The sequence below is a fragment of the Ketobacter sp. GenoA1 genome, from assembly GCF_003671475.1.
Taxonomy (GTDB): Bacteria; Pseudomonadota; Gammaproteobacteria; order Pseudomonadales; family Ketobacteraceae; genus Ketobacter.
Window position 1 is genome coordinate 766684 of the sequence record NZ_RCHM01000042.1, and the last position, 22562, is coordinate 789245.

At 51.7% G+C, this 22562-nt stretch carries 20 protein-coding genes; 14 read left to right on the forward strand and 6 right to left on the reverse strand.

The window, feature by feature from the left end; all coding sequences use genetic code 11:
* Positions 1-8 precede the first annotated feature (8 nt).
* The 6 genes from D9N13_RS17480 (at position 9) to D9N13_RS17505 (ending at position 8203) form a co-directional block, all read left to right on the forward strand.
* A complete protein-coding gene (locus D9N13_RS17480) occupies positions 9-1616 on the forward strand; it encodes a carboxyl transferase domain-containing protein (protein ID WP_290592672.1) in 1608 nt (535 codons plus the stop codon).
* Positions 1617-1626: 10 nt separating this feature from the next.
* A complete protein-coding gene (locus tag D9N13_RS17485) occupies positions 1627-2430 on the forward strand; it encodes an enoyl-CoA hydratase-related protein (protein WP_290592674.1) in 804 nt (267 codons plus the stop codon).
* 2 nt (positions 2431-2432) lie between these two features.
* A complete protein-coding gene (locus tag D9N13_RS17490; RefSeq protein WP_290592676.1) occupies positions 2433-4421 on the forward strand; it encodes an acetyl/propionyl/methylcrotonyl-CoA carboxylase subunit alpha in 1989 nt (662 codons plus the stop codon).
* A 2-nt stretch (positions 4422-4423) separates the two neighbouring features.
* Entirely contained in the window at positions 4424-6409 is a 1986-nt protein-coding gene (locus tag D9N13_RS17495) for an acetoacetate--CoA ligase (RefSeq protein ID WP_290592678.1), read from the forward strand.
* Positions 6410-6452: 43 nt separating this feature from the next.
* Positions 6453-7100: a peptide-methionine (S)-S-oxide reductase MsrA gene (msrA, locus tag D9N13_RS17500; protein ID WP_290592680.1), complete on the forward strand. Its 648-nt coding sequence runs from the start codon at positions 6453-6455 to the stop codon at positions 7098-7100.
* Between the two features lie 77 nt (positions 7101-7177).
* Positions 7178-8203, forward strand: a complete 1026-nt coding sequence (locus tag D9N13_RS17505; protein ID WP_290593113.1) for a DUF2817 domain-containing protein — start codon at positions 7178-7180, stop codon at positions 8201-8203.
* Here the strand turns inward: D9N13_RS17505 and D9N13_RS17510 are convergent.
* The 3 genes from D9N13_RS17510 to D9N13_RS17520 form a co-directional block, all read right to left on the reverse strand.
* On the reverse strand, positions 8133-8954 hold the full coding sequence (locus tag D9N13_RS17510) for a lysophospholipid acyltransferase family protein (RefSeq protein WP_290592682.1): 822 nt from the start codon (positions 8952-8954) through the stop codon (positions 8133-8135). The two genes, D9N13_RS17505 and D9N13_RS17510, sit on opposite strands and share 71 nt — an antisense overlap.
* Positions 8951-9739 carry a GNAT family N-acetyltransferase gene (locus tag D9N13_RS17515; RefSeq protein WP_290592684.1) on the reverse strand — a complete coding sequence of 263 codons (789 nt, stop codon included), beginning with the start codon at positions 9737-9739 and terminating at the stop codon, positions 8951-8953. Before D9N13_RS17515 ends, D9N13_RS17510 begins: the two co-directional genes overlap by 4 nt.
* A gap of 266 nt (positions 9740-10005) precedes the next feature.
* The gene (locus D9N13_RS17520) at positions 10006-10575 is read right to left on the reverse strand and encodes a chalcone isomerase family protein (RefSeq protein WP_290592686.1); all 570 of its coding nucleotides are present in this window, start codon (positions 10573-10575) and stop codon (positions 10006-10008) included.
* A gap of 481 nt (positions 10576-11056) precedes the next feature.
* Between D9N13_RS17520 and D9N13_RS17525 the strand changes: the two genes are divergently transcribed.
* The 3 genes from D9N13_RS17525 (at position 11057) to D9N13_RS17535 (ending at position 13610) form a co-directional block, all read left to right on the forward strand.
* Positions 11057-11803 carry an electron transfer flavoprotein subunit beta/FixA family protein gene (locus tag D9N13_RS17525; RefSeq protein ID WP_290592688.1) on the forward strand — a complete coding sequence of 249 codons (747 nt, stop codon included), beginning with the start codon at positions 11057-11059 and terminating at the stop codon, positions 11801-11803.
* Positions 11803-12732 (forward strand): electron transfer flavoprotein subunit alpha/FixB family protein, encoded by a 930-nt coding sequence (locus D9N13_RS17530; protein ID WP_290592690.1) that lies wholly within the window; start codon positions 11803-11805, stop codon positions 12730-12732. Before D9N13_RS17525 ends, D9N13_RS17530 begins: the two co-directional genes overlap by 1 nt.
* Before the next feature lie 83 nt (positions 12733-12815).
* Positions 12816-13610, forward strand: a complete 795-nt coding sequence (locus D9N13_RS17535; protein ID WP_290592693.1) for an outer membrane beta-barrel protein — start codon at positions 12816-12818, stop codon at positions 13608-13610.
* 59 nt (positions 13611-13669) lie between these two features.
* On the opposite strand, the gene D9N13_RS17540 is transcribed toward D9N13_RS17535, so the two are convergent.
* On the reverse strand, positions 13670-13918 hold the full coding sequence (locus tag D9N13_RS17540; protein ID WP_290592694.1) for a YdcH family protein: 249 nt from the start codon (positions 13916-13918) through the stop codon (positions 13670-13672).
* Positions 13919-14114: 196 nt separating this feature from the next.
* On the opposite strand from D9N13_RS17540, the gene D9N13_RS17545 reads away from it, so the two are divergent.
* The 5 genes from D9N13_RS17545 to D9N13_RS17565 all read left to right on the forward strand — a co-directional run bounded on the left by D9N13_RS17545 (position 14115) and on the right by D9N13_RS17565 (position 18061).
* Positions 14115-14729, forward strand: a complete 615-nt coding sequence (locus D9N13_RS17545; RefSeq protein WP_290592696.1) for a hypothetical protein — start codon at positions 14115-14117, stop codon at positions 14727-14729.
* Entirely contained in the window at positions 14726-16276 is a 1551-nt protein-coding gene (locus tag D9N13_RS17550) for a GMC family oxidoreductase N-terminal domain-containing protein (protein WP_290592698.1), read from the forward strand. Before D9N13_RS17545 ends, D9N13_RS17550 begins: the two co-directional genes overlap by 4 nt.
* Before the next feature lie 68 nt (positions 16277-16344).
* Positions 16345-17130, forward strand: a complete 786-nt coding sequence (locus tag D9N13_RS17555; protein WP_290592700.1) for a TatD family hydrolase — start codon at positions 16345-16347, stop codon at positions 17128-17130.
* A 115-nt stretch (positions 17131-17245) separates the two neighbouring features.
* Positions 17246-17494 carry a hypothetical protein gene (locus tag D9N13_RS17560; RefSeq protein WP_290592702.1) on the forward strand — a complete coding sequence of 83 codons (249 nt, stop codon included), beginning with the start codon at positions 17246-17248 and terminating at the stop codon, positions 17492-17494.
* Positions 17495-17599: 105 nt separating this feature from the next.
* Complete coding sequence (locus D9N13_RS17565) at positions 17600-18061, forward strand: MaoC family dehydratase (protein WP_290592704.1); 462 nt, start codon at positions 17600-17602, stop codon at positions 18059-18061.
* Between the two features lie 40 nt (positions 18062-18101).
* Here D9N13_RS17565 and D9N13_RS17570 read toward each other — a convergent pair whose 3' ends face one another.
* Positions 18102-20249: a hypothetical protein gene (locus D9N13_RS17570; RefSeq protein ID WP_290592706.1), complete on the reverse strand. Its 2148-nt coding sequence runs from the start codon at positions 20247-20249 to the stop codon at positions 18102-18104.
* A 233-nt stretch (positions 20250-20482) separates the two neighbouring features.
* Positions 20483-22318: a CocE/NonD family hydrolase gene (locus D9N13_RS17575; protein ID WP_290592708.1), complete on the reverse strand. Its 1836-nt coding sequence runs from the start codon at positions 22316-22318 to the stop codon at positions 20483-20485.
* Positions 22319-22562 lie beyond the last annotated feature (244 nt).

The following is a 22562-nucleotide window of genomic DNA, read 5'->3' on the forward strand; positions in this document are numbered from 1 at the left end:
CATAAACCATGGCGATTCTGGAAAGTAAAGTCAATCCACATTCCCCGGAGTATACCGGCAATCAAGAGCGCATGAGCCAGCTGGTGCAGGCGCTGCGGGATCTGACGCAAACCATCAGTGAAGGCGGTGGAGCAAAAGCGCAGGAAAAACACCTCTCCCGCGGCAAGTTGCTGCCCAGGGAAAGGGTGCGGCAACTGCTGGATCCTGGTTCTCCATTTCTGGAATTGGGGCAACTGGCAGCCCATGAGGTGTATGGTGAAAACGTACCCGCAGCGGGAGTGATTATCGGCATAGGGCGAATTCACGGGCAGGAATGCATGGTGGTAGCCAATGATGCCACCGTTAAAGGCGGCAGCTATTATCCGCTTACGGTGAAAAAGCATTTGCGGGCACAGACCATTGCCGAGCAGAACAATTTACCCTGCGTGTATCTGGTGGACTCTGGCGGCGCCAACTTACCCCGCCAGGATGATGTGTTTCCGGATCGTGAACACTTCGGCCGAATTTTTTTCAATCAGGCCAATATGTCGGCCAAAGGAATTCCGCAGATAGCGGTCGTGATGGGCTCCTGTACGGCAGGCGGTGCCTACATTCCGGCCATGGCCGACGAGAGCATCATCGTCAAGGAGCAGGGCACTATTTTTCTGGCCGGCCCACCCCTGGTGAAAGCCGCCACCGGGGAGGAAGTCACCGCTGAGGATCTGGGTGGAGCGGATGTGCATTGCCGCACCTCTGGTGTGGCCGATCATTTTGCCGAGAATGATGAGCACGCTCTGCAACTGGCTCGTTCTGCGGTAAGTCGTCTGAACCGAAAAAAAATCCTACAAACGGACGTGGTGGAGCCACGGCCCCCCCGCTATGATCCGGAATCAATTTACGGTGTGGTTCCACCTGATCTTAAAACTCCCTATGACGTGCGTGAAGTCATTGCCAGAATCGTGGATGACTCCGAATTCGATGAATTCAAAGCGCTTTATGGAACCACCCTGGTATGTGGTTATGCGCGAATCTGGGGGATTCCGGTGGGTATCGTTGCCAATAACGGCGTTTTATTTAGTGAGTCTTCCCAGAAGGGCGCGCATTTTGTTGAGCTCTGTGCCCAGCGCAAGATTCCCTTGGTGTTCTTGCAAAATATCACGGGCTTTATGGTGGGGCGTAAATACGAGTCGGAGGGCATCGCCAAGCACGGAGCCAAAATGGTGACGGCGGTAGCCTGTGCCCAGGTACCGAAACTGACCGTCATCACCGGCGGCAGTTTTGGCGCTGGCAATTACGGTATGTGTGGTCGGGCCTACGATCCCAGATTAATGTTCATGTGGCCCAATGCACGGATCTCGGTCATGGGAGGGGAGCAGGCCGCCGGGGTGCTGGCGCAGATAAAGAAAGATAATTTTGCGCGCGCCGGTGAGGATTGGCCGTTGGAAGACGAAAAAGCATTTAAGCAGCCCATTATCGATACTTACGAGGCGCAAGGCCATCCCTACTACGCCAGTGCGCGGTTGTGGGATGATGGTGTGATTGATCCGGCCCAGACCCGGGATGTGCTGGGGCTTTCCCTGAGCGCAACGTTGAACGCAGCAATACCAGAGACGCGCTTTGGCGTGTTCCGTATGTGAGGTGATGACCATGGATTTTATTACTGTTTCCCAACAGTCGGCCATCACGTTTATTACCATGAACAGGCCTGCATTGCACAATGCCTTTAATGACCAGATGATCGCAGAAATGACATCGGCCTTCCTGGATGCGGGTCGGGATTCAAGCTGCCGGGTAGTGGTGCTGCAGTCAGAGGGTAAACACTTTTCTGCCGGTGCGGACCTGAACTGGATGAAGAACATGGCAGGACTCACGCGGGAAGAAAACCGTGCGGACGCTATGCGGTTGGCGGAATTGATGTATACCGTCTATACGCTACCCAAAATGGTCATTGCCCACGTGAAAGGGGCTTCATATGGTGGCGCGCTGGGGCTGATTTGTGCCTGCGATGTTGCCTTTGCTGAACGCGATGCAACGTTTTGTCTCAGTGAAGTGAAAATAGGATTGGCTCCGGCGGTGATCAGTCCCTATGTAATCGAAGCCATGGGCATGCGTAACGCCCGGCGTTTCATGCTCAGTGCAGAAGTGTTTGATGCTCAGTTAGCAACTGCCTTGGGTGTCGTACATGAGGTCTGTGATGCCATGGAAGTGGAGAGCAGGATTCGTGATTACGCCGCTGCAGCAACCCAAAACGGGCCCAATGCGGTGCAACAATGCAAGCAACTTATTCAATCCATCGGCCATGACAAGATAGGCGCGCACACCAGCTCAGTGACAGCGGATCTGATTGCCGAGCTGCGGGTATCAGAGGAAGGGCAGGAAGGCCTGACCGCTTTCCTGCAGAAGCGAATTCCATCCTGGCGCAGTGGGCAAAACCAGAGCGAGGCTCAGTGATCATGGTTGAACGAACATTATTTAAAAAAGTATTAATTGCCAACCGCGGTGAAATTGCGTGCCGGGTGATTCGCACCCTGAAGCGTTTGGATATCGAAACCATTGCCGTCTATTCGGACGCAGACCGCCATGCCCAGCACGTATTGCTTGCTGATGAGGCCTATTGGATTGGTTCATCAGCAGCCAGTGAAAGCTATCTGAATATGGATCGTCTGTTTGAAGTGGCGCAACAGGCCGGCGCCGATGCGATCCACCCCGGATATGGATTTCTGTCCGAAAACGCAAATTTCGCCCGCCGTTGTGCCTCTCATGGGATCATTTTGATTGGTCCGCCCGCCAGTGCCATGGTTGCAATGGGTTCCAAAGCGCAGGCCAAGTTGATTATGCAGAACGCTGAAGTGCCTCTGGTGCCTGGGTACCACGGGGATGAGCAGGATGCCGGGTTTCTGCTGGCAGAAGCCCGCCAGATCGGTTTCCCTGTGCTGTTGAAAGCTTCCTTGGGGGGCGGTGGCAAGGGGATGCGGTTGGTGTATCAGGAAACTGAGTTTGATGCCGCCTTAAGCGCTTGTCAGCGTGAAGCCCGATCTTCCTTTGGTGATGATCATATTCTGATAGAGAAATACATTAATCAGCCACGTCACGTGGAAATTCAAGTATTTGCCGATCAGTACGGGAATGCCGTTTATCTCTTTGAACGGGATTGCTCCATTCAGCGTCGACATCAGAAAGTGATTGAAGAAGCTCCGGCACCCGGCTTGCAGGAGGCCACCCGGAAAAAAATGGGTGAGGCAGCGGTGCGTGCAGCCAAAGCCATCGGCTACGTGGGGGCGGGCACTATTGAATTTCTACTGGATGCCAGCGGTGAATTCTACTTTATGGAGATGAACACCCGTCTTCAGGTTGAGCACCCGGTTACGGAAATGATCACCGGGCAGGATCTGGTTGAATGGCAGATTCGTGTGGCGGAAGGAAACCCTTTACCGTTAACCCAATCACAACTGAAAATTGACGGTCATTCCATTGAGGTACGCATCTACGCTGAAGATCCGGCCAATGAGTTTCTGCCTTCCACCGGTGTGATCCATTATTTGAACGTGCCTACGCAATCCGACTACGTTCGAATAGACTCCGGAGTGGTACAAGGGGATGAGATCAGCGTCTTTTATGATCCCATGATCGCCAAACTGATTGTTTGGGATCAATCCCGTGATCAGGCGATTCACCGGATGCAGAGAGCACTGCGACAGTTCAATCTGGGTGGGTTGAAGACCAATATCGGCTTCTTGAAAAGCCTGATAGATCACCCCGCATTCCAGCAAGGTCAGGTAAGCACCCATTTCATCGACGATTACGAAACCAGTCTGTTGTTCGCGCCACCGGTGATCACAGCCCATGATTTCATCTTCGCGGCATTGTATTTGAGTAAGGAAAGTCAATCCCGGCCGGATGCTCAAGATCCCTGGAGGGTACTGCATGGCTGGCAGCTCAATACACCTGCCAGGCAGCATTTTTGCTTTCGGAGCCAGGATTCCGTAGTCAATATTGAATTGTGCTACCACGGTGACAAAATCACCGTTATGTCAGGAGATCGCCTGTTAACGTTGCAGGTTGAGTTTAATGGCGATGAGTTGGTGGTCTCCGGTGACATCAGTGAGCGTATGGTGGCAGTGCGTTCCGGTTCCGAGGTTATTCTGTTCAAACAGGGCGGTACGGTAACGGTCACAGAGTATGTCTACGAAGCGCAGCCCAGCACTGAATCATCCGAAAAACATCTGAAAGCTCCAATGAATGGGCGCATCGTTCAGGTGGCAGTCAAACCTGGAGACAAGGTCAAAGAAGGGGACCTGCTGATTACCGTTGAAGCCATGAAAATGGAACATGGAATACGGGCCCTGAAAGACGGCGTGGTGGCCGGTCTGTTCTTCGAAGAAGGCTCCCTGGTCAACGAAGGTGACGAATTGATTGAAATGGAAATTGAGCAAGAGGATTAAGCGTGGATACTGTGTTATGGCAACCGGATAGTCAGTGGATTGAAAACACCAATATGCACCAGTTTATGCATTTGGTGAATCAGCGTTACGGTACCCGGTTTTCAGACTATTCCGCACTGCAGCGTTGGAGCTGTCAACAGGTAGATCAGTTCTGGACACTGGTGGCGGAATATTGTGGTATTCAGATGCAAGGTGATTGCCGTCGGGTTGTAGACGATGCCTCGCGCTTACCGGGGGCAAAATGGTTTCCGGATGCGCGGTTAAGCTTTGCTGAGAATCTGCTGGCACCATCTCGTGATCCGTCCCAGGCAGATAAAACTGCATTGGTTTTTCGTGGTGAGAACGGGCACAGGTCAACGGTTAGCTATTCTGAGCTAAATCATCGCGTGTACCGCTTGGCTCGATTCATGAAAAGTGTAGGGGTGGTGAAAGGCGATCGGGTGGCCGCGGTGATGCCCAATTGCATCGAAACAGTGGTGGGTATGCTGGCGGCAACCAGTCTGGGGGCCATATGGAGTTCCTGCTCACCGGATTTCGGCATCAACGGCATCGTGGATCGCTTTCACCAGATTGAGCCCAAGCTGCTGCTTGCGGTGGATGGTTATTTTTATGCAGGTAAGACCCTGTCGATTATGGACCGAATTGCCCTGGTGCAAGAGAAAATTCCAGCGATCAGGAGCACGGTGCTGGTTCCATTTCTCGATGAACCATCCACTCTGAAAGAGTCGGTGTCGCTGGCCACACTGAGGGATGTCACACTCTATTCTGATATCGAATCCACAGGGGATACCGGCGAGTTGGAATTTGCCCAGGTAGAGTTCGATCACCCGCTTTATATCATGTATTCATCGGGTACCACCGGTGTACCCAAGTGCATTGTGCATTCCACTGGTGGCACCCTGCTGCAACACCGCAAAGAGCATAGTCTGCATGCTGATCTCAAGCCTAACGATGTGTTCTTTTATTTTACCACCTGCGGTTGGATGATGTGGAACTGGCTGGTGAGCGGTTTGGCGAGTGGGGCAACACTGGTGCTGTTTGATGGTTCACCTTTCCACCCCGGGCCTACGGCGCTTATTGATTTGATAGACCAAGAACGTATCAGCCTGTTCGGCACCAGTGCCAAATATCTATCGGCATTGGAGAAATCCGGGGTCAGACCGCGGGAAAGCCACCGGCTGGAAAACCTGAAAGCAATCTTTTCCACAGGCTCTCCATTGGCTCACGAGAGTTTCGATTTTGTCTACCGGTGTATTAAGGAAAATATCTGCCTGTCCTCCATTTCCGGTGGCACCGATATTATCAGTTGTTTTGCTCTGGGCAATCCGGCTCTGCCGGTGGTTCGTGGTGAACTGCAGTGTATCGGCTTGGGGATGGATGTGCGGATTTATAACGAAAGTGGGCACAGTGTCATCAATGAGAAGGGGGAGCTGGTGTGCGTCAATGCCTTTCCATCCTGCCCGGTAGGATTTTGGAACGACCCTAAAGGTGAAAAGTTTCACAGTGCCTATTTCGAGCGCTTTGAAGGCGTTTGGGCGCATGGAGATTACGGGGAAATAACCGAGCGTGGCAGTATGATTATCTACGGCCGCTCCGATGCGGTGTTGAACCCTGGTGGTGTTCGCATCGGCACAGCGGAAATTTACCGGCAGGTGGAGCAGCTCGATTTTGTTGTAGACAGCGTGGTCATCGGACAGGATTGGCAGGATGATATTCGGGTTATCCTCTTTGTAAAGATGCAGGCGGATATCTCCCTGGACCAACATCACGTTAATCTCATCAGGGAAACCATCAGGAGAAACACCACCCCACGGCATGTACCCGCTAAAATCATAGCGGTGAAAGACATTCCCAGAACCATTAGTGGTAAGATCGCAGAACTGGCCGTGCGCAAGATCGTACATGGTGAAACAGTGAACAACACCGATGCACTGGCGAACCCGGAGTCACTGGCCTGCTTCCGGGATCTGGAGGCACTGCGCAGCTAGATATCAAAATGGATTAGAGCTGAAATCAAATGAGGTTGGGACAATGTGGAACAAACGCAAACTGACGCTACCTACACCTGAAGAAGCGCTTGCCGGTCGTGATACCCCCATAATTCCCAGGGGGGAGCACGTTGTGCTTGGTGTCCCGATGACGCCTCCTTACCCGGAGAACACCGCGGTCTGCTACTTCGGAATGGGATGCTTTTGGGGAGCGGAGAAGCTGTTTTGGCAGGTGCCGGGCGTGTACACCACCGCAGTGGGATACGGTGCTGGAATAACACCAAACCCAACCTATGAGGAGGTCTGCAGCGGCAAAACCGGGCACAATGAAATAGTGAAGGTGGTATACCTGCCAGAGAAAATCCAGTTCACTGAGTTGTTGCGCCTGTTTTGGGAAAACCACAATCCATGCGAAGGTATGCGGCAGGGCAATGATATCGGGACACAGTATCGCTCCGGTATCTATGTGACCACGCCCGATCAGAAGCAACAGGCCACACAGTCCAAATCCCGTTATGACCAGGCGTTGTCCCAACACAACCTGGAGCCCACCACTTCGGAGATTCTGGGCCAATTTGACTTTTACTATGCAGAAGATTACCACCAACAGTATCTGGCGAAAAACCCATTGGGTTACTGTCCTAATCACAGCTGCGACGCTACCGGGTTACCGCGTTTGCCGACGGCATAGCCGCCGTCATCTGACTGCAATCAAAATGTTATAAAACGGTTGTATTGTTTTTGCCGGAGAACTAACCGTTGACGTTAATGCGTTCCGATCGGGTGCTGAAAGGTCTTCCCGAGCTGTATCAAATGGATCGTTGGTTGGAGCAAGCCGACTTGCCAGCCAGAGTACATACCCTGAGCGCCGTTGAATGCGGTGATGATTGTCTGCCAATCTATTGTTTTGAAATGGGCAGTGCTGCGGCCACCGCGCCGGTGGTGATCTTCAGTGGCGGTGTTCATGGTGTGGAACGTATTGGAACTCAGGTGTTGCTTTCGTTCATGCACACGCTTTTTCACAGAATGGACTGGGATGAAAGTCTGGACTCCATTCTCGAAGATGTGCGCCTTTTGTTTGTGCCACTGGTTAACCCTTCCGGAATGTTGCGCCGTACCAGAAGTAATATCAATGGTGTGGATCTTATGCGGAACGCACCCATAGACGCGCAAGGACGGGTGCCTTTTTTGTTGGGTGGGCAACGATTCAGTCGGCACATACCCTGGTACAGGGGCAGAAAAGACGAGCCCATGCAAGCGGAGGCCAGTTCGCTGATACGGCTGGTGGAGAGCGTTGTGAGTGAATCCAGTTTTGTGATCTCTCTGGATTGCCACTCCGGTTTTGGTCACCAGGATCAGGTCTGGTTTCCTTACGCGTTCACCCCGGATCCCTTTGATGATATCGGTGAAATGTTTGCTCTGCGACTGTTGTTTCGCCGCACTCATCCTACGTTCAGCTTTTATCTGATCGAACCACAGTCCCGCAACTACACCACTCACGGTGATCTTTGGGATTATGTTTATCGTGAGACTCTCCATACCCGTAAGGGAACTTATCTCCCCCTTACTTTGGAAATGGGATCTTGGATGTGGGTGAAGAAGAACCCGCTGCAACTGTTTAATGCGCTGGGAGTGTTCAATCCGGTTCTGCCCCATCGTCATGAACGGGTTTTAAGACGTCATCAGTGTTTAATGGAGTTTTTGATGCGGGCAGCAGCCAGTTTCAGAAACTGGCTGCCCCATCCTTCTGAGCGGCGGGAATGGATGCATCAAGCCATTGAATACTGGTACTGACCGCATCCAGTTGGCGTTGTTGCACAACCACGGACATCTCTTGCTGAAGGTCACGAACGAAGGCTTCCTGCAATGTGCACAGCGCAGATCTGGCAGGTAAAAACTCCACGATCGCTTTAATTTTCCGGTACCTGAGCAGGTTCCATAAGTGCAGGTGAAATTCATCATCATTAATGAACGCCACTGGGTTGTGGGAGTAACCGGCAATCTGATAGTGAACGACTATCGGGCACACTGTGGTTTGGGTATATTGAGTTGCTTTGAATAACTTGCTGTGAAACCGGCGTACACCACGGCCATCGCTGGTAGTGCCTTCGGGAAAGAAAAGTACAGATCGACCTTCATTCAGGTACTCCGCCATGGCCTTCGCCACCCGGTCCGCATCACCGGAACCCCGCTGTATAAAGAGAGTGCCAGTGCCTTGTGCCAGTTTTCCGATCAGTGGCCAGCGGCGGACTTCTGCTTTGGACAGGAAATTTAATTGGGTAAGGCTGCCGATCAGTGGAATATCGATCCAGGAGATATGATTACTGACGTACAGCAGGCCTTTACCATCCACAGGTTGCGGGGGTGTACCGATTATTTGTACTTCAATTCCCAATAAGTGTGTGGTTCTGCCCAGCCACCATTGCTTGGTTGCCTTCACCAGGTTGGTTTTGTTGTTCCAGATGGCACCGGTCAGAACCAGTAGGAACATGCCCGCCAATATATGCAAAAAGAGGCGGGCTGCTCGATAGGCTTGTTGGATCACGCGGCCTCTCTGTCTTTCAGAAAATGCCGGGCGTAACGATTGGCCACATTATTGATATCCAGCAACACAAAAAGATCGGCCACATTAAAATCCGGATCCCAACAGGCATCACCGCAAATGCGGGCGCCCATCCGGGTATAGGCTTTGAGCAGAGGAGGGAAGGATGCTTTTTCTTTGCTCCATTCTTTACGCAGGCTGAAGGGTACTTTTGGTACAACCCGATACTCTTCATCGGCCATGTACTTTTCCTTGATAATGGGGGTTAAGGCAGACAGTGTTTTTCCCTCATCATCCAGAGAGACACTGGCACAACCAAACAAATACTGATAGTTGTGATCCTGCATGTATCTGGCCAGAAATGCCCACAACACTGCGATGGTGGCGCCGTTTCGATGATCAGGGTGAATACAGGTTCGACCGATCTCCAGGAAGCGGCCAGGCCGGCTGATGACCTTTGAGATATCGAATTCATGGCTTGAATAATAGCTGCCGAATCGCTTCGCCAGATCGCAGGTCAATACCCGGGTGTAGCCGATGATCTCATTTCGGCTTTGCTCGCGGACCACCAGGTGGAGGCAGTGATCATCCAGTTCGTCCACATCAATCGGATTGCCATTCCACACCATATTGACCGGCAGCTCAACGTTATACTCTTGGCAAAAAACGTCGTATCGCATTTTCTGGGCGGAGCGGATTTCCTGCTCCGAATGGATGAATTCGGCAAAGATTCTGGGCCGGGTTGTAAGCTCCACGGTGTGTGGAGCGGTGTTTGGTTGTTGAAGCATCATGGCCTCCGCAATATATGAAACCTCGATGCTGACTTTAATTGGCGACTGTTTCCTGTAAGTGAAAGTTTGATGAATAAATTAAGACAAGGAGACGGGCACCTCCAGCCGGAAACTCAAACAGAACACTCAAACAGGGCACTCAAGGAAGTTAAGGCGGGGAATGATGGGATATAGGGGGAAAAGGGTAACGCTGGAATCGCGGGTGATTGGGCCATGGCAAAAGGTATGTCGAAGGCTCAACATACCTTTGTTTTCGGTGCGGTCTAAACCTTGTGTCCCAATAATTCGTGTTTTAGGGATTTTTGCGCGGGGTTGTCTGAAATCCAGATACCGAACAAGGCTTTCTTGAAGTCTGCGTCACTTTCCATGGTTTGTTTCAGGGTGCCGTTTTTGATGATACTGATACCCAGCTGTGGCTGGTAGATAAAGTCAAAAATGTCTCCTTCTTTAATCGGCTCAACAAAACTAGACAGGAATAGGTCAATTTCAGCCTGCAAGGGTGCGGTGTTACCCCCGGTGGCGCTGTCAAAGCCCTCAATGGTGGCCTCGGTCATTTTCTCGCTGGTGATCAAGCCGGAGATGATATGCAGGCGGATGGCCATTGGGGCATCGGCAGCGAGAATGGCCTCGGCATCCGTTTGCTGGTCCGTTAGATAGAGGCCCGCGACATACAGATCCACAAACCATTTTGAACGAATCCCGGCGCCGTTCAGGTGCAGGCTGGTATCATTGGCGGTGGTGATGCTATCCGGCATTTCAATGCCAGCGATCTCCCGAGACACCACGTTGGTTGCCAGGCACAGGGCCATCATCAATGTAAACAGTCTTATCATCCTTAAATACTCCATCAGGTCTGATTCTAATTTCTAATATAGGCAAGAGGGCCGTTAACCCTAACCAGGTTAGCTCGCAGGGGCTGTTCATCAGCCGGCGCACCCGGCAAGATAGTGTAAATTAATTATGAAGTTATCACCTCAAAGCGAAATTGTCTGCGCTAAGAAATAACCATCATGGGCCATGTTGGGGCGTTGAACAAAATTTCAACAAAATCGCGCCGGCGCAGTAACTAATTGATTTATCCGGGGGATTTTGCCCTAATAGCGTTAGCAGTATTGGCGCTGGGGACCGATTGGGGTGCCGGATTGGCTATTGACCTCCCTGATATAAAACGGCAAGATACCACGCGCTTTTAACAAGGGCGGTCACAGTGTGAAAACTGTTTCATACTACTGATGATCGCGCGGTGTCAGTTGAAAACAGAGCGCTTTTCACCGACACCTTAAATCCACATTCCATTATAAAGCCGAGGGTTCCATGAAGGTTCTTGTTGCTGTCAAACGAGTTGTTGACTACAACGTTAAGGTTCGGGTGGCTGCTGATCACAGCGGTGTTGACCTGACTAACGTCAAGATGGCCATGAACCCCTTCTGCGAAATCGCTGTTGAAGAAGCTGTTCGTTTGAAAGAGAAGGGGGTTGCTACCGAGATTGTTGCGGTGGCCGTAGGTCCTAAAGAAGCTCAGGAGCAAATCCGTACTGCTCTGGCATTGGGTGCTGATCGCGGCATTCTGGTTGAAGCAGCTGATGTGCAACCATTAGGCGTTGCCAAATTGCTCAAAGCTATTGTTGATGAAGAAAAGCCTGAGTTGGTCATTTTGGGTAAACAAGCTATCGATGGCGACAACAACCAGACTGGTCAGATGCTGGCAGCATTGACTGGTATGGGCCAGGGTACTTTTGCTTCCGAAGTGAACGTAGCCGACGGTTCCGTCAAAGTTACCCGTGAAATCGATGGCGGTCTGCAGACCGTTGACCTGAAACTGCCCGCTGTGGTGACCACGGACCTGCGTCTTAATGAACCACGTTATGCTTCTCTGCCCAATATCATGAAGGCGAAGAAAAAGCCGCTGGATATGAAGTCACCCGGTGACTTCGGGGTTGATGTGACTCCCTTGGTCAAGACCGTTAAGGTCGAGCCACCTGCAGAGCGTCAGGCAGGTATCAAGGTAGCTGATGTTGCAGAGTTGGTAGACAAGCTGAAAAACGAAGCGAAGGTGATCTAATGAGCGTATTAGTCTATGCAGAACACGATAATGCCAGCTTGAAAGGCGTTACCCTGAACACTGTAGCAGCAGCTCAGGCAATCGGTGGTGATATCACTGTATTGGTCGCTGGTGCTGGTTGCGGTGCGGTTGCAGAAGAAGCTGCAAAGATCGCCGGTGTGGCGAAAGTTTTGGTTGCCGACGATGCAGCCTATGAACACCAGTTGGCCGAGAATGTGGCCGATCTGGTTGCCGAAGTGGGCAAGGGCTACAGCCACATTCTTGCGCCTGCCACCACCTCCGGCAAGAACTTCCTGCCGCGCGTAGCTGCCTTGCTGGATGTGCAGATGGTTTCTGAAATCTCTGCCGTGGTTAATGCCACCACATTCCAGCGTCCGATCTACGCAGGTAATGCGATCGCAACGGTAGAAAGTTCACAAGAAACCAATGTTCTGACCGTACGTGGTACCTCTTTCGATCCGGTTGCTGCTGAAGGTGGCTCTGCTGAGGTTGAAAATCTGAGTGTCAGCAAAGACGCCGGAGTCTCGTCTTTTGTCGGCGAAGAGCTGGCCAAGAGTGACCGTCCTGAATTGACTGCTGCCAAAGTGGTTATTTCCGGTGGTCGTGGTATGCAGAACGGCGATAACTTCGAGATGCTGTATAAAGTGGCCGATAAATTGGGCGCTGCCGTGGGTGCATCCCGGGCGGCGGTTGACGCGGGCTTTGTGCCAAATGATATGCAGGTTGGACAAACCGGTAAGATCGTTGCTCCGCAGCTGTACGTTGCAGTGGGTATCTCCGGTGCAATTCAGCATTTGGCCGGTATGAAAGACAGTAAGGTCATCGTGGCAATCAATAAAGACGAAGAAGCACCTATTTTCCAGGTTGCCGACTATGGTCTGGTTGCTGACTTGTTCGAAGCAGTTCCAGAATTGGAAAAGCTTGTGTAACAAGTCTTTACGCGGTACAAAGAAAGCCCGGTACTTTTTGCCGGGCTTTCTTGTTTATAAAACAATAATAAACGGGGTTCTAAATGAAGTTAAATCAGTTAAGAGCGTTCGGTCTGGGGGCGCTACTTGTTTTTGGTTTTTCCACCCAGGTACACGCGCAGGGTTACTCAGGTGTCTACGCGGGAATCGGATTGGGTTATTCTCAATACACGTCCATTGAAGATTTCTTTCTGGAGCCTGGCTCTGAAGACAATCAAAACTTTGATATAGACGAGAACGCTTTTGCTTACCAGCTGTTCGCTGGCTGGGAGTTCGTGCCCCGTTATCTGGCACTGGAATTTAGCTATATTGATTTTGGTGAATCGCAGACTGATTATCGATACTCAGAAACCTCGGGCTCGAATTCAATTGAATATAAAGATTCTTTTCATTTCAAAACCACTGCAATGGGGATTGCGTTAAAAGGTTCATTACCCTTGGGCAGCTCCTTAAGTCTGTTCGGAAAAGCAGGGATTGCCACTTGGGATGTTGACGGCAAGGTCCGCTTTGAAACATATTTCAACGGAGTCGAAGATACTGCTCTCTCGTTTGAAACTGAAGAACTGGATGGGGAGGATTTCTTCTATTCAATCGGCGCGGAATACCATTATTCTGAAAATCTGTCCCTATACGCTGAGTATTTGATTCAGGAAGAAGAACATGAATTTGACGGTGAAAGCTATAATTACTTTGAGGTATCCGCGCTCAGTGTGGGGGTAATTTGGCGCTTTGACGAGCCAGGCCCACGATCACGTAAACACTCAGACAACGGCAAGCGCAATATCACTGCCTGTGATGAAAAATATAAGGATGTGTCGGGCATCATATGCCAGGAATAAGTGCGGTGTTGTGAACTAAACAGGGGCGGATGAACCCCCTGTTTAGTTCACAACATCACCTAAGATGCCTCGTGGTCTTTAATCATTCTATATAGCTCATCCTTCAGATGCAGGCGCTCTTTCTTGCGTACTTCCAAATAGTCGTCGCTGGATTTTTCTGCGCCGGTTTCAATACGGTGCACCTCGTGGTCTTTTTCGTGATACTGATCGAACAGCCGGGCAAAATGGCTGTTATTCATCTTAAGCTCGTGAATGGTGTCCCGATTCTCCGGGAACTCGTGCAGTAAATCGTGTTTTTCCAACGTCATTTAAACACCCTGTTGTGGTTGGCTGTTGAATGATCTATCCATTCATATTGAGAATAACCTAACGTTAAGATCTCACGTTGACCCACATCAAGGCTGATGATTTTGGTGCATTTTGTCAAATTGCGGTGATTTTTGGTCATTTTCAAGGCATAAACAATGTGTGTAGACTCAATGGTCACCCAATTGGAAACTGACTATGCCGAATCCCATCCGGTCTGAACTATTACAATACGATATCGACCTGGCGCTGGCCCCTTTGAAGCGGCGTCGTTTTATGGCTCTGGCCGCCCACACCATACTGGTTGCAGGTGCCGGCGCCGTGTTGTCTGCCTGCTCTGACCCTCCTGTGGCAGAGGCACCGGCGGGGAGGGTGCTCTCAGCGGATCAGGTAGCGTTCTTCACCCGTTTTGCCCACGTGGTACTGCCCACTGAGGGTACCACCATGACGCCGCTTGAGCAGGTTCCCGTGCTTGAAAATCTGGATCATCTGATGGCCGGCATGGACCCGGATATTCGTTCGAACCTGGCTAAGGCCATGGGGCTGTTCGAACATGGCAGTTTGGTAATGGGGTGGTATTTTTCCCGCTTCAGTGGGTTACCCACGAACGAGGCCATCGCCTACATAGACGCCTGGCAATCGGGTCATTACGTGCAGCAGGGGATCATTTCCGTACTGAAAAAACTGGTGTACGCATCTTACTGGCGTGAACCCAGTACATGGGGGCCTCTGGCGTTTGATGGGCCCGTTTCCGAAAAATGGGGCTTGCCGTCATTGGGCGAAGCGCCTTTGCCCGTCCGCAGTGAGGTATGAGTGTGGTGATGTTGAATGTCAAGACAGCGGCGGACATCAAGTCCACCAACCTTAATCTACAGGCCGATGCCGTCATCGTGGGTTCCGGTGCGGGTGGGGCGGTGATGGCATACGAGTTGGCTGCCGCCGGCAAATCAGTGATCTTGCTGGAAGCTGGGCCCTACGTGCCCTCTTCACAATTCAATGAGACGTTTCCCGATATGCTGGAGCTGCTCTACGAAGACAAGGGCAACCAGGCCACCAAGCAAGGTGATCTTCTGGTATTACAAGGCCGTTGTCTGGGAGGTTCCACGGTAGTCAATGGTTGCGTGACGTTTCGAGTACCGGATTTCATTCTGCAACAATGGTCTGCGGAGTTTGGGCTGTCCAATTTGAGCAGCGAATCTTTGGCACCGTATTTTGAGAAGGTGGAAAAAAACCTCAGTATCCATACAAATGGGCCTCACGAAATTAATGAAAACAGCCGCAAACTGCAAACCGGTGCGGAACGTTTAGGGTGGTCGGTAAAACCACTGAAGCGCAATATCAAGGATTGTGGGCTCACCGGTCATTGTCTCTCCGGCTGCAAAACCGATCGCAAGCAATCCATGCTGGTTACCTATCTGCCCTGGGCCTGCCATTATGGAGCCAGTATCTATACTGATACCTTTGCCACCCGCATACTGACCGATAACGGCCGTGCAACCGGGATTGAGGCAGAGATTCGGGATCCGCAATCCGGTAAAGCCGTTGCTAAAATGACGGTTCGAGCGAAGGTGGTGGTGGCGGCAGCCGGTGCCGTACAAACGCCGTTGCTGTTTTTGCGCAGTGGTCTGGCTAATGGCAGTGGACAGGTGGGTAAGAACTTCGCCTGCCACCCGTCAACCATGATCGTGGCCGAATTCGATGGAGAGGTGTTTACCTGGCGTGGTGCCATGCTGGGTGTGTATGTGGATGAATTCGAGCACCCTGACAAAGGCGGCTTTGTGCTCGAAGGCGGTGGTGCCGGCCCCATCGAATTGGGTATGTCCACTGAACCGGGTACCGGGGCTGCCTACCTGGATTTTATGTCGCGGTCCAAGAATTATGCTTCCTGTGTCTCTCTGATTCATGATCATAACGTGGGTCAGGTGAGCCTGGTGGATGGTAAAAAACAGATTGATTATGCAGTGGCGGATTCCGACTTTCCCGCCATGAAGGCGGCCTTCAAGGCAGCCGCACGGATCTATTTTGCGGCGGGCGCGAAGCGGGTTTTTCTGCCCACGGTGGATAAACGTGTTATCGAATCAGAAGCTGAAATCGATGCCGTGATTGACGCAATTGAAAATAATCCCTTTGCCCTCAGAATGGTGTCCTATCATCCTCAGGGCACCATGCGGATGGGTGCCGACCCGGCTAAGTCGGTGGTGGGCCCCTATGGTGAAACCCATGACGTACAAGCCCTGTATGTCTCTGACGCCAGCCTGTTTCCTACCTCCATCATCGTGAATCCTCAGGAGAGCGTATATGCGATCTCCAACTATATTGCGGATCATATTATCGAGGACAAAAAAGGTTATTTCACCTGAAACAGTGAGTTTGATTTGACAGGGAAAATGGGTTTCCATAAAAGGCAGATTTCCAGGCGCCAGTGACCATGAACCCGTTGATCGATAGCCATTGCCATATTGACTTTGCCCAGTTCGACCACGATCGGGGCGCTATTCTTGAACGCTGCCGGAAACAGGGAATGCGTGCGCTGGTAGTGCCCGGGGTCACGCTTGAGCAATGGCCTGCCCTGCAGAGCACGGTAGAGAGGTTCACAGATCCAGCCTATCCACGGTTGTTGCCCGCCTATGGGTTACACCCTTGCTTTATGGACGCCCATTCATCAGGGGATGTTGACGAGCTTGATGCCTGGTTGCACCAGGGGGCCGTGGCGGTTGGTGAAATCGGCCTGGACAGGTTTCATGACAGTTCCAATCTGGATAGGCAGTTAAAGCTGTTCAAGGATCAGCTCAGTGTCGCCCGGAGCCATCATTTACCCATCCTGGTTCATGCCCGTAAAACCCAGGATCTGGTGTTGAAGCTGGTGAAAGAGTCGGGCTTGCAGTCGGGGGGTATTATGCATGCGTTTTCCGGCAGCCTGCAGCAGGCACAGCGAGCGGTGGATCTGGGCTTCAAAATAGGCTTTGGTGGAGCTGGAACCTACGATCGGGCAAACCGGATTAGGGCGATATTGAGAGCATTACCGCAGCATGCCATCGTCTTCGAAACCGATGCACCGGACATCGCACCCAGTTTCGCAATGGGTGATCGCAACAGTCCGGAAAACCTTTTCAGGATTGTAGAGATCCTGGCGGAGGTGAGGCAGGAGCCGGTTGATCAGCTGTGGTCGTACAGTAGCAAAAATTTACAGGAATTACTCAAAATCACCTTTTAAACAGTGGTTTAGAGGCTTTTTGCCCGCGTTGCACTGTCCGATAGCCAAGACAAACATGGTAAAATGTTGGTCTGCTAATCAGAATAATAGGGCGTGTGCCCGGTTTGGAGTGCTTATGACCAGATCAGTAACGGGTCGATTGAAAGAGGACCCGAAAGTCATCGTGGAACGACTGTATCGCCTTGCGGATAAACATGATGTTCATTTCACGGGCGACAGTGAGAAAGGCTTCGCCAAAGGCAAGGGTTTTCATGTTGAGTACTTGGTGGAAGGCGAGTCCTGTACTTTAACCGTCACCAAAAAGCCGCTGTTGATTCCCTGGGCTTTAGTGGAATCCCAGCTTGAAAAATTGTTTAACGATTAGAGTTCCCTTTTTTAGGGTTCCCTTTTATAGAGTTCACTTTTATAGAGTTCACTTTTTATTTTGGGTTTTAGTTTTTGATTCATTTTTTAATACAGAGGAATAACAATGAAAATAGTTGATGCCGCGTCTTTACAGGATTACGTGGGCCGGTCCATGGGACAGTCAGAGTGGTTTCAGATCGATCAGGAGCGTATTAACGCCTTCGCGGACAGTACCCTGGATCACCAGTTTATCCATGTTGATCCGGAGCAAGCCAAGCATACGCCATTCGGCGGCACCATCGCGCATGGTTTTCTGACCCTGTCATTATTACCGCATTTGCAGTCGCAAATGAGTGAGCTGGTGATTCCGGCAGGGTTAAAGATGGGGATGAATTACGGATTTGATAAAATCCGCTTTCTGGCTCCAGTGAAGACCGGTGCTCGTGTTCGTGCGGTGGCCACCTTGAAAGCAGTAACTGAGAAAAATCCCGGTCAGTATCTGTTTACCGCGGAATATGCCGTTGAGATTGAAGGTGAATCAAAACCGGCATTGATAGCCGATTGGTTGGTCATGTATTTTGTGTGATAAAAAGGGAGCCAACGGCTCCCTTTTTTCTTCTGTCGGATCAGAGCACAATCTCCTGACCGTCTGACAAGGTGAACAGAAGGCTGCCGTTCAAGGGCTTGATGTCTCCGTAGGAGGTGCCGTTGAGCATGATCATCCCCGCTGTGGCTTCGTCTTCAACACTCAGGTCAAGATCCGTGATGACCCCGTCCTGATTGGTAATACGGACACCAAAGTACGGGTCGAAAAAGTACATGATGTTATAACGTTTACCAGCCCATTCCATTTGAATGTCATTAATCAAACCTTGAGCGATACGCTCAGGGGTACTGCTGATGGTGATCAGGGCGCGATCGCTGTAGTCCGGCAGATCACGTTCAAATTGCAGGAGTACTTCGCTGTCCAGACCACCGTTCAGGGTGATGGCACCGTCAAAACGATCCCCAAACAAGGATTCGAATTCGCCATCCGCCATCATGGTGATGTCCACACTATCCAGGCCGGCGTAGAGTGCCTCGGCATCAGACAACTCTTGCACACCACTCAGATCAAGGTTGATGTCCAGATCACCATTGAAGGTGATTGGGTTGGTGATGTCCGTACTGCTGAATTGTTCATAACGGACACTCAGATTTCCGGACGCCGTTTCCGGCAGTTTCAGGTTCTTGATATCCAGGCCGCCGGCAAAGCTGAGGGCAAAGTTGCCATCGCTGATCTCCAGTAGGCCTGTTTCTGACTCGGCGGTTCCTGCAATGTTAAAGCCGTAAGTGTATCGCTGATTGGTGAGCGCCGTGAAGGTGATATCCACGTCGACACCGTCTGTGCTGCCGTAGATCCGGGCAATGCCGTCGTACAGGGCAAAGTGGCCAACCAGTCCGTTGCCCAGGGGCAAAGTCAGGTCGTTCAGCACATCACATAAAGAGCGATTGAACAGTACCAGGTTGAACGCACCATTGCAGATTTCCTCCAGGGACTTGCCGGATATCAGCAAGCGGCAGGAGAGGCGGGCAAAGTAGTTGCCGAGGCTGTCGCAGGCTGCGCCCAGCGCGGCATCCGGTAGCGCTACGACCGGCCCATACTGACCGGCAATGGAGACGGCCCTCAACATATTGGCCAGATCGGGGCCGGTGGAAACCCCAATGGCGGTGACGGTTTGGGAAAAAGATCCCTGATTTGGGTCCAGGCTCAATGCCCCTTGCCACAGCATAAGGTCGGCAATGAATTCTTCAACGATGACAGCGCTGCTGCCTCCGGCTCCCGGTGACGGTTGGGCGGAGGTCAAGCTGCCTGCGGTACTGTCCATCAGCAATGTGGCTTCCTGGGCGAACACGGCTTCCTGTGTCGCCAGCTCAAGCAGTTGCGCGGTTTGTTGCGCCTGCTGTACCAGTTCCAGTAGCGTAGGGGTGTCATCTGCGGCTGACTGAGTCACCAACTGGCCGCCATTCATTTGCAGCTGTTGGGCAAGGCTTTCCAGCACCTGGGCAAAGGCCACATCATTACTGACGCCAAGCAAGGCGCTGGAGAACAGCGAGTAACGCAGTTCTTCCGCACTGGCATTGGTCACAGCAGTGCGGTCGGTGAGGTCGATAAGCCGGGTTTCCGCCAGATCCGCAACCCCGAACAGGTCTTCAATATGAGACTGGGCCACGGCGATGGAAACATCGTTCAGGCCCTGCGGGAAGGTAAGGGCATATTGAGTGGCCAGATGGGTCAGTGTTGAGATGCTGGCCTGGCCATCAGCGGATGAGGGTAACGTGGTGGTCAGTATGAAATTGCCCGGTACCGGAAAGGCTTCACCAAAATCAATGACATTATTTTCGTTGGTATCCTGCTCACTGAGCCCAATATAGTCACCGCATCCGGAGGCGGCGTCACAGACCATCAGGGTGCCTTCATTCTGCGGAGTGACCGCAATATAGATGGGCCCCTCATAGCCTGTCAAAGTCAGACGGTATTGACCGTATTGATTGGTCTGGGTGGTGGCGAGCAACGGGCCCACCTGGCCCCCGGACAGCTCATAGGCGGACACCAGACCATTCTGCACCACGCCTTTTACCACGGCACCCTGCACGGTGCTGGTGGTGATGGATTCAGTTGGATTTGAGGCGCTTCCGTTGTCATCGGAAGAGCTGCCTCCGCCGCCGCAGGCAGCGACACTTAAAGCCAGTACGCCTGGGATAACTCTGGAATACAAACGATTAAACAGCATGCCAAATACTCAATAGGCAGGCAAAGACCGGGCAAACACGACAATGAACTGCGCAAGGTACTTCACCTGGGGTAACCATGAATCATCGCAACTTGTACGATCGTAACAAGATTAAAAATAGACGGTTTCGGGGCAGGCACTGAAAAACTATGAGGTGGATATCACAGTTTGTTGAATTAAATGGGGTTAGGCGAAAAAGTATACAGGGGCCCGGGTTCCGGGCCCAAAAAAAGTCAGCTGGAAAAGTGCTTGCGGGTGGCTACATATCCCAAGCCGGCCAACAGGAGCATAAACGGCACGCTGCCGCCGGCGCCACTTCCGGAAAAGCTGCTGTCGTCGCCGTTGGCGCCCCGCGCCAGGTCCTGGGCCTGTTCGAAGTTTGCCACCGGGTCATCATACTGGGTGTTTTCCCAGACCACTGGCAACTCAAGGTAGGCGGCCTGGTTGCTCTGAAACACCACCGTATTGGTTTCAGGGGTGGTTTCATAACGCCAATAGTCGGGATCATTGCCATCGATGACCAACATCAGCTGGCTGCCGGCGGGGATATCCACTGCAGTCCAGTAAAAGTCCAATACAATCTGCACCAGGTCACCGTCGTTTACCACGCAGCCTTCCGACTGGTGGCAGGAGAAGGGGGCGTGGCCAATCCAGTTGGCGATACCGGTGTTGGGATTTAAATAGAAAAGGTAGCCAAAGTATTGAGCTTTGTCTTCCCCGACGATGGCAAGGTTGACTTTGGCTTCACCGCGCAACCGCAGCGGGGCATCCAGTATGGGTGTAGTGAATACCAGGCCCAGGCTGCGGTCGATCTCATTGAAATTCAGGGTGCGGCCCGTCGCAGAAAGTGCCCCGGTGATCCAGCCGGGGTAGGTAATGCGGTCGAGTGTGCTGAAACTTACTTCCAGATCCACAGTATTGGCATAGGTTTCGGAAAGTTGGCCTCCCTGGGCACCGGATTCCGGAATCAGATTGAATATTTTAATCTCGTCTTCCGGGGAGAGGGAATCGTAGCTTTCCCGTTTGGCGGTATTCAACACCTTGGTGCTGAATGGTTTGGCGGTATTGATACCGTTGTCGATGCCTTTCAGGTAATGGTCAAACCAGAGCCCCAGATTTTCCCAGACTGTATTTTCCTCGTTACCCAGCAATCCGCTTGCTTCACCTGAGCCGTGTACACCGCGGCTCAGGTCCAGTCGCCAGTCACCGTTGTATTGCTTCAGTGTTGTAAAGAGCGAGTCCGGTTGAAACAGGTAGTCGTGAAGATTATTTGCCATGTAGATTGCCGGTGGATTCTCCCGGGCATTAACCATATCAAGATAGCTGGCGGCGGATCTTACATAACCCCATTCCTTGGTGGCGGCGACATTTTCGTGCACCTTCATATTGGCATAGTTGGTTTCAATCTCCGGGCTGGGGTTATTGCTGGCCAAGAGCGGAATGGGTTGTGAACTGAAGATCAGGAGTTCGATCCAGGCATAGTTGGGTGTGTTGCCGGCCCACAGGGAGTCGATCAGGTCCACCCAGCCACTCATGGCTACAATGGCTTTCACCCGCTCATCATTAAACCCGGTGAGTAATGATATTCCGGCACCGTATGAGATGCCGGCTAATCCTATCGCATCAGGGTCCACAGGATAACCATTTCTGCTGTCCAGCAGGTAGTCGATGGCGGCTGAGCCATCTGAAAAATCCTCAATTCCAGCGGTGGTGATTGCTCCGGGAGAGTTATAGAAGCCGCGTGTTGTGTAGCTTAAAACCACATAGCCTTTGTCTGCCAGGATCTGGGCCTGGGGAATATATTCGTATTCATTCAGTGCCCAACTGCTGATGAAGATGACAGCAGGGAAGCGTTGATTCGGATCGTCGCTGGTGGGCACGAAAATATTGGCCGGCAGGTAAATAGTGTCGGATGCCGGGTCGGATGGGTTGAGTAAAGTGGGAATGGTGATGTCGTCATCATAGACCCATAAATTATTGGGGCTGATGCGCTCTGCGGCCGCTGCCGGGGTTTGCATAAGCAGGTAGAGCAAGGTGGCGATAACCACTTTCAGATACTGCAGCTTCATGGTAATTCCCTATCGTCAAAAAATAGCGGATGCTTGATTGTTTGTTGTTATTGGTACCGGCCGAGCGGTAAGAAGCGCGCTCATAACACTATCCATCTTTATAACGTTATGACGCCTTTTCGGCATCGACCGAAAGGACTATTTGGCGATGGGTAGTCTCGATATATTGTTGATAACAAAAGGATTAAGGTGGCAGAGATCGTTTTGGGGCGGACTGAACCAAAAACAAAAAACCCGGACAGTG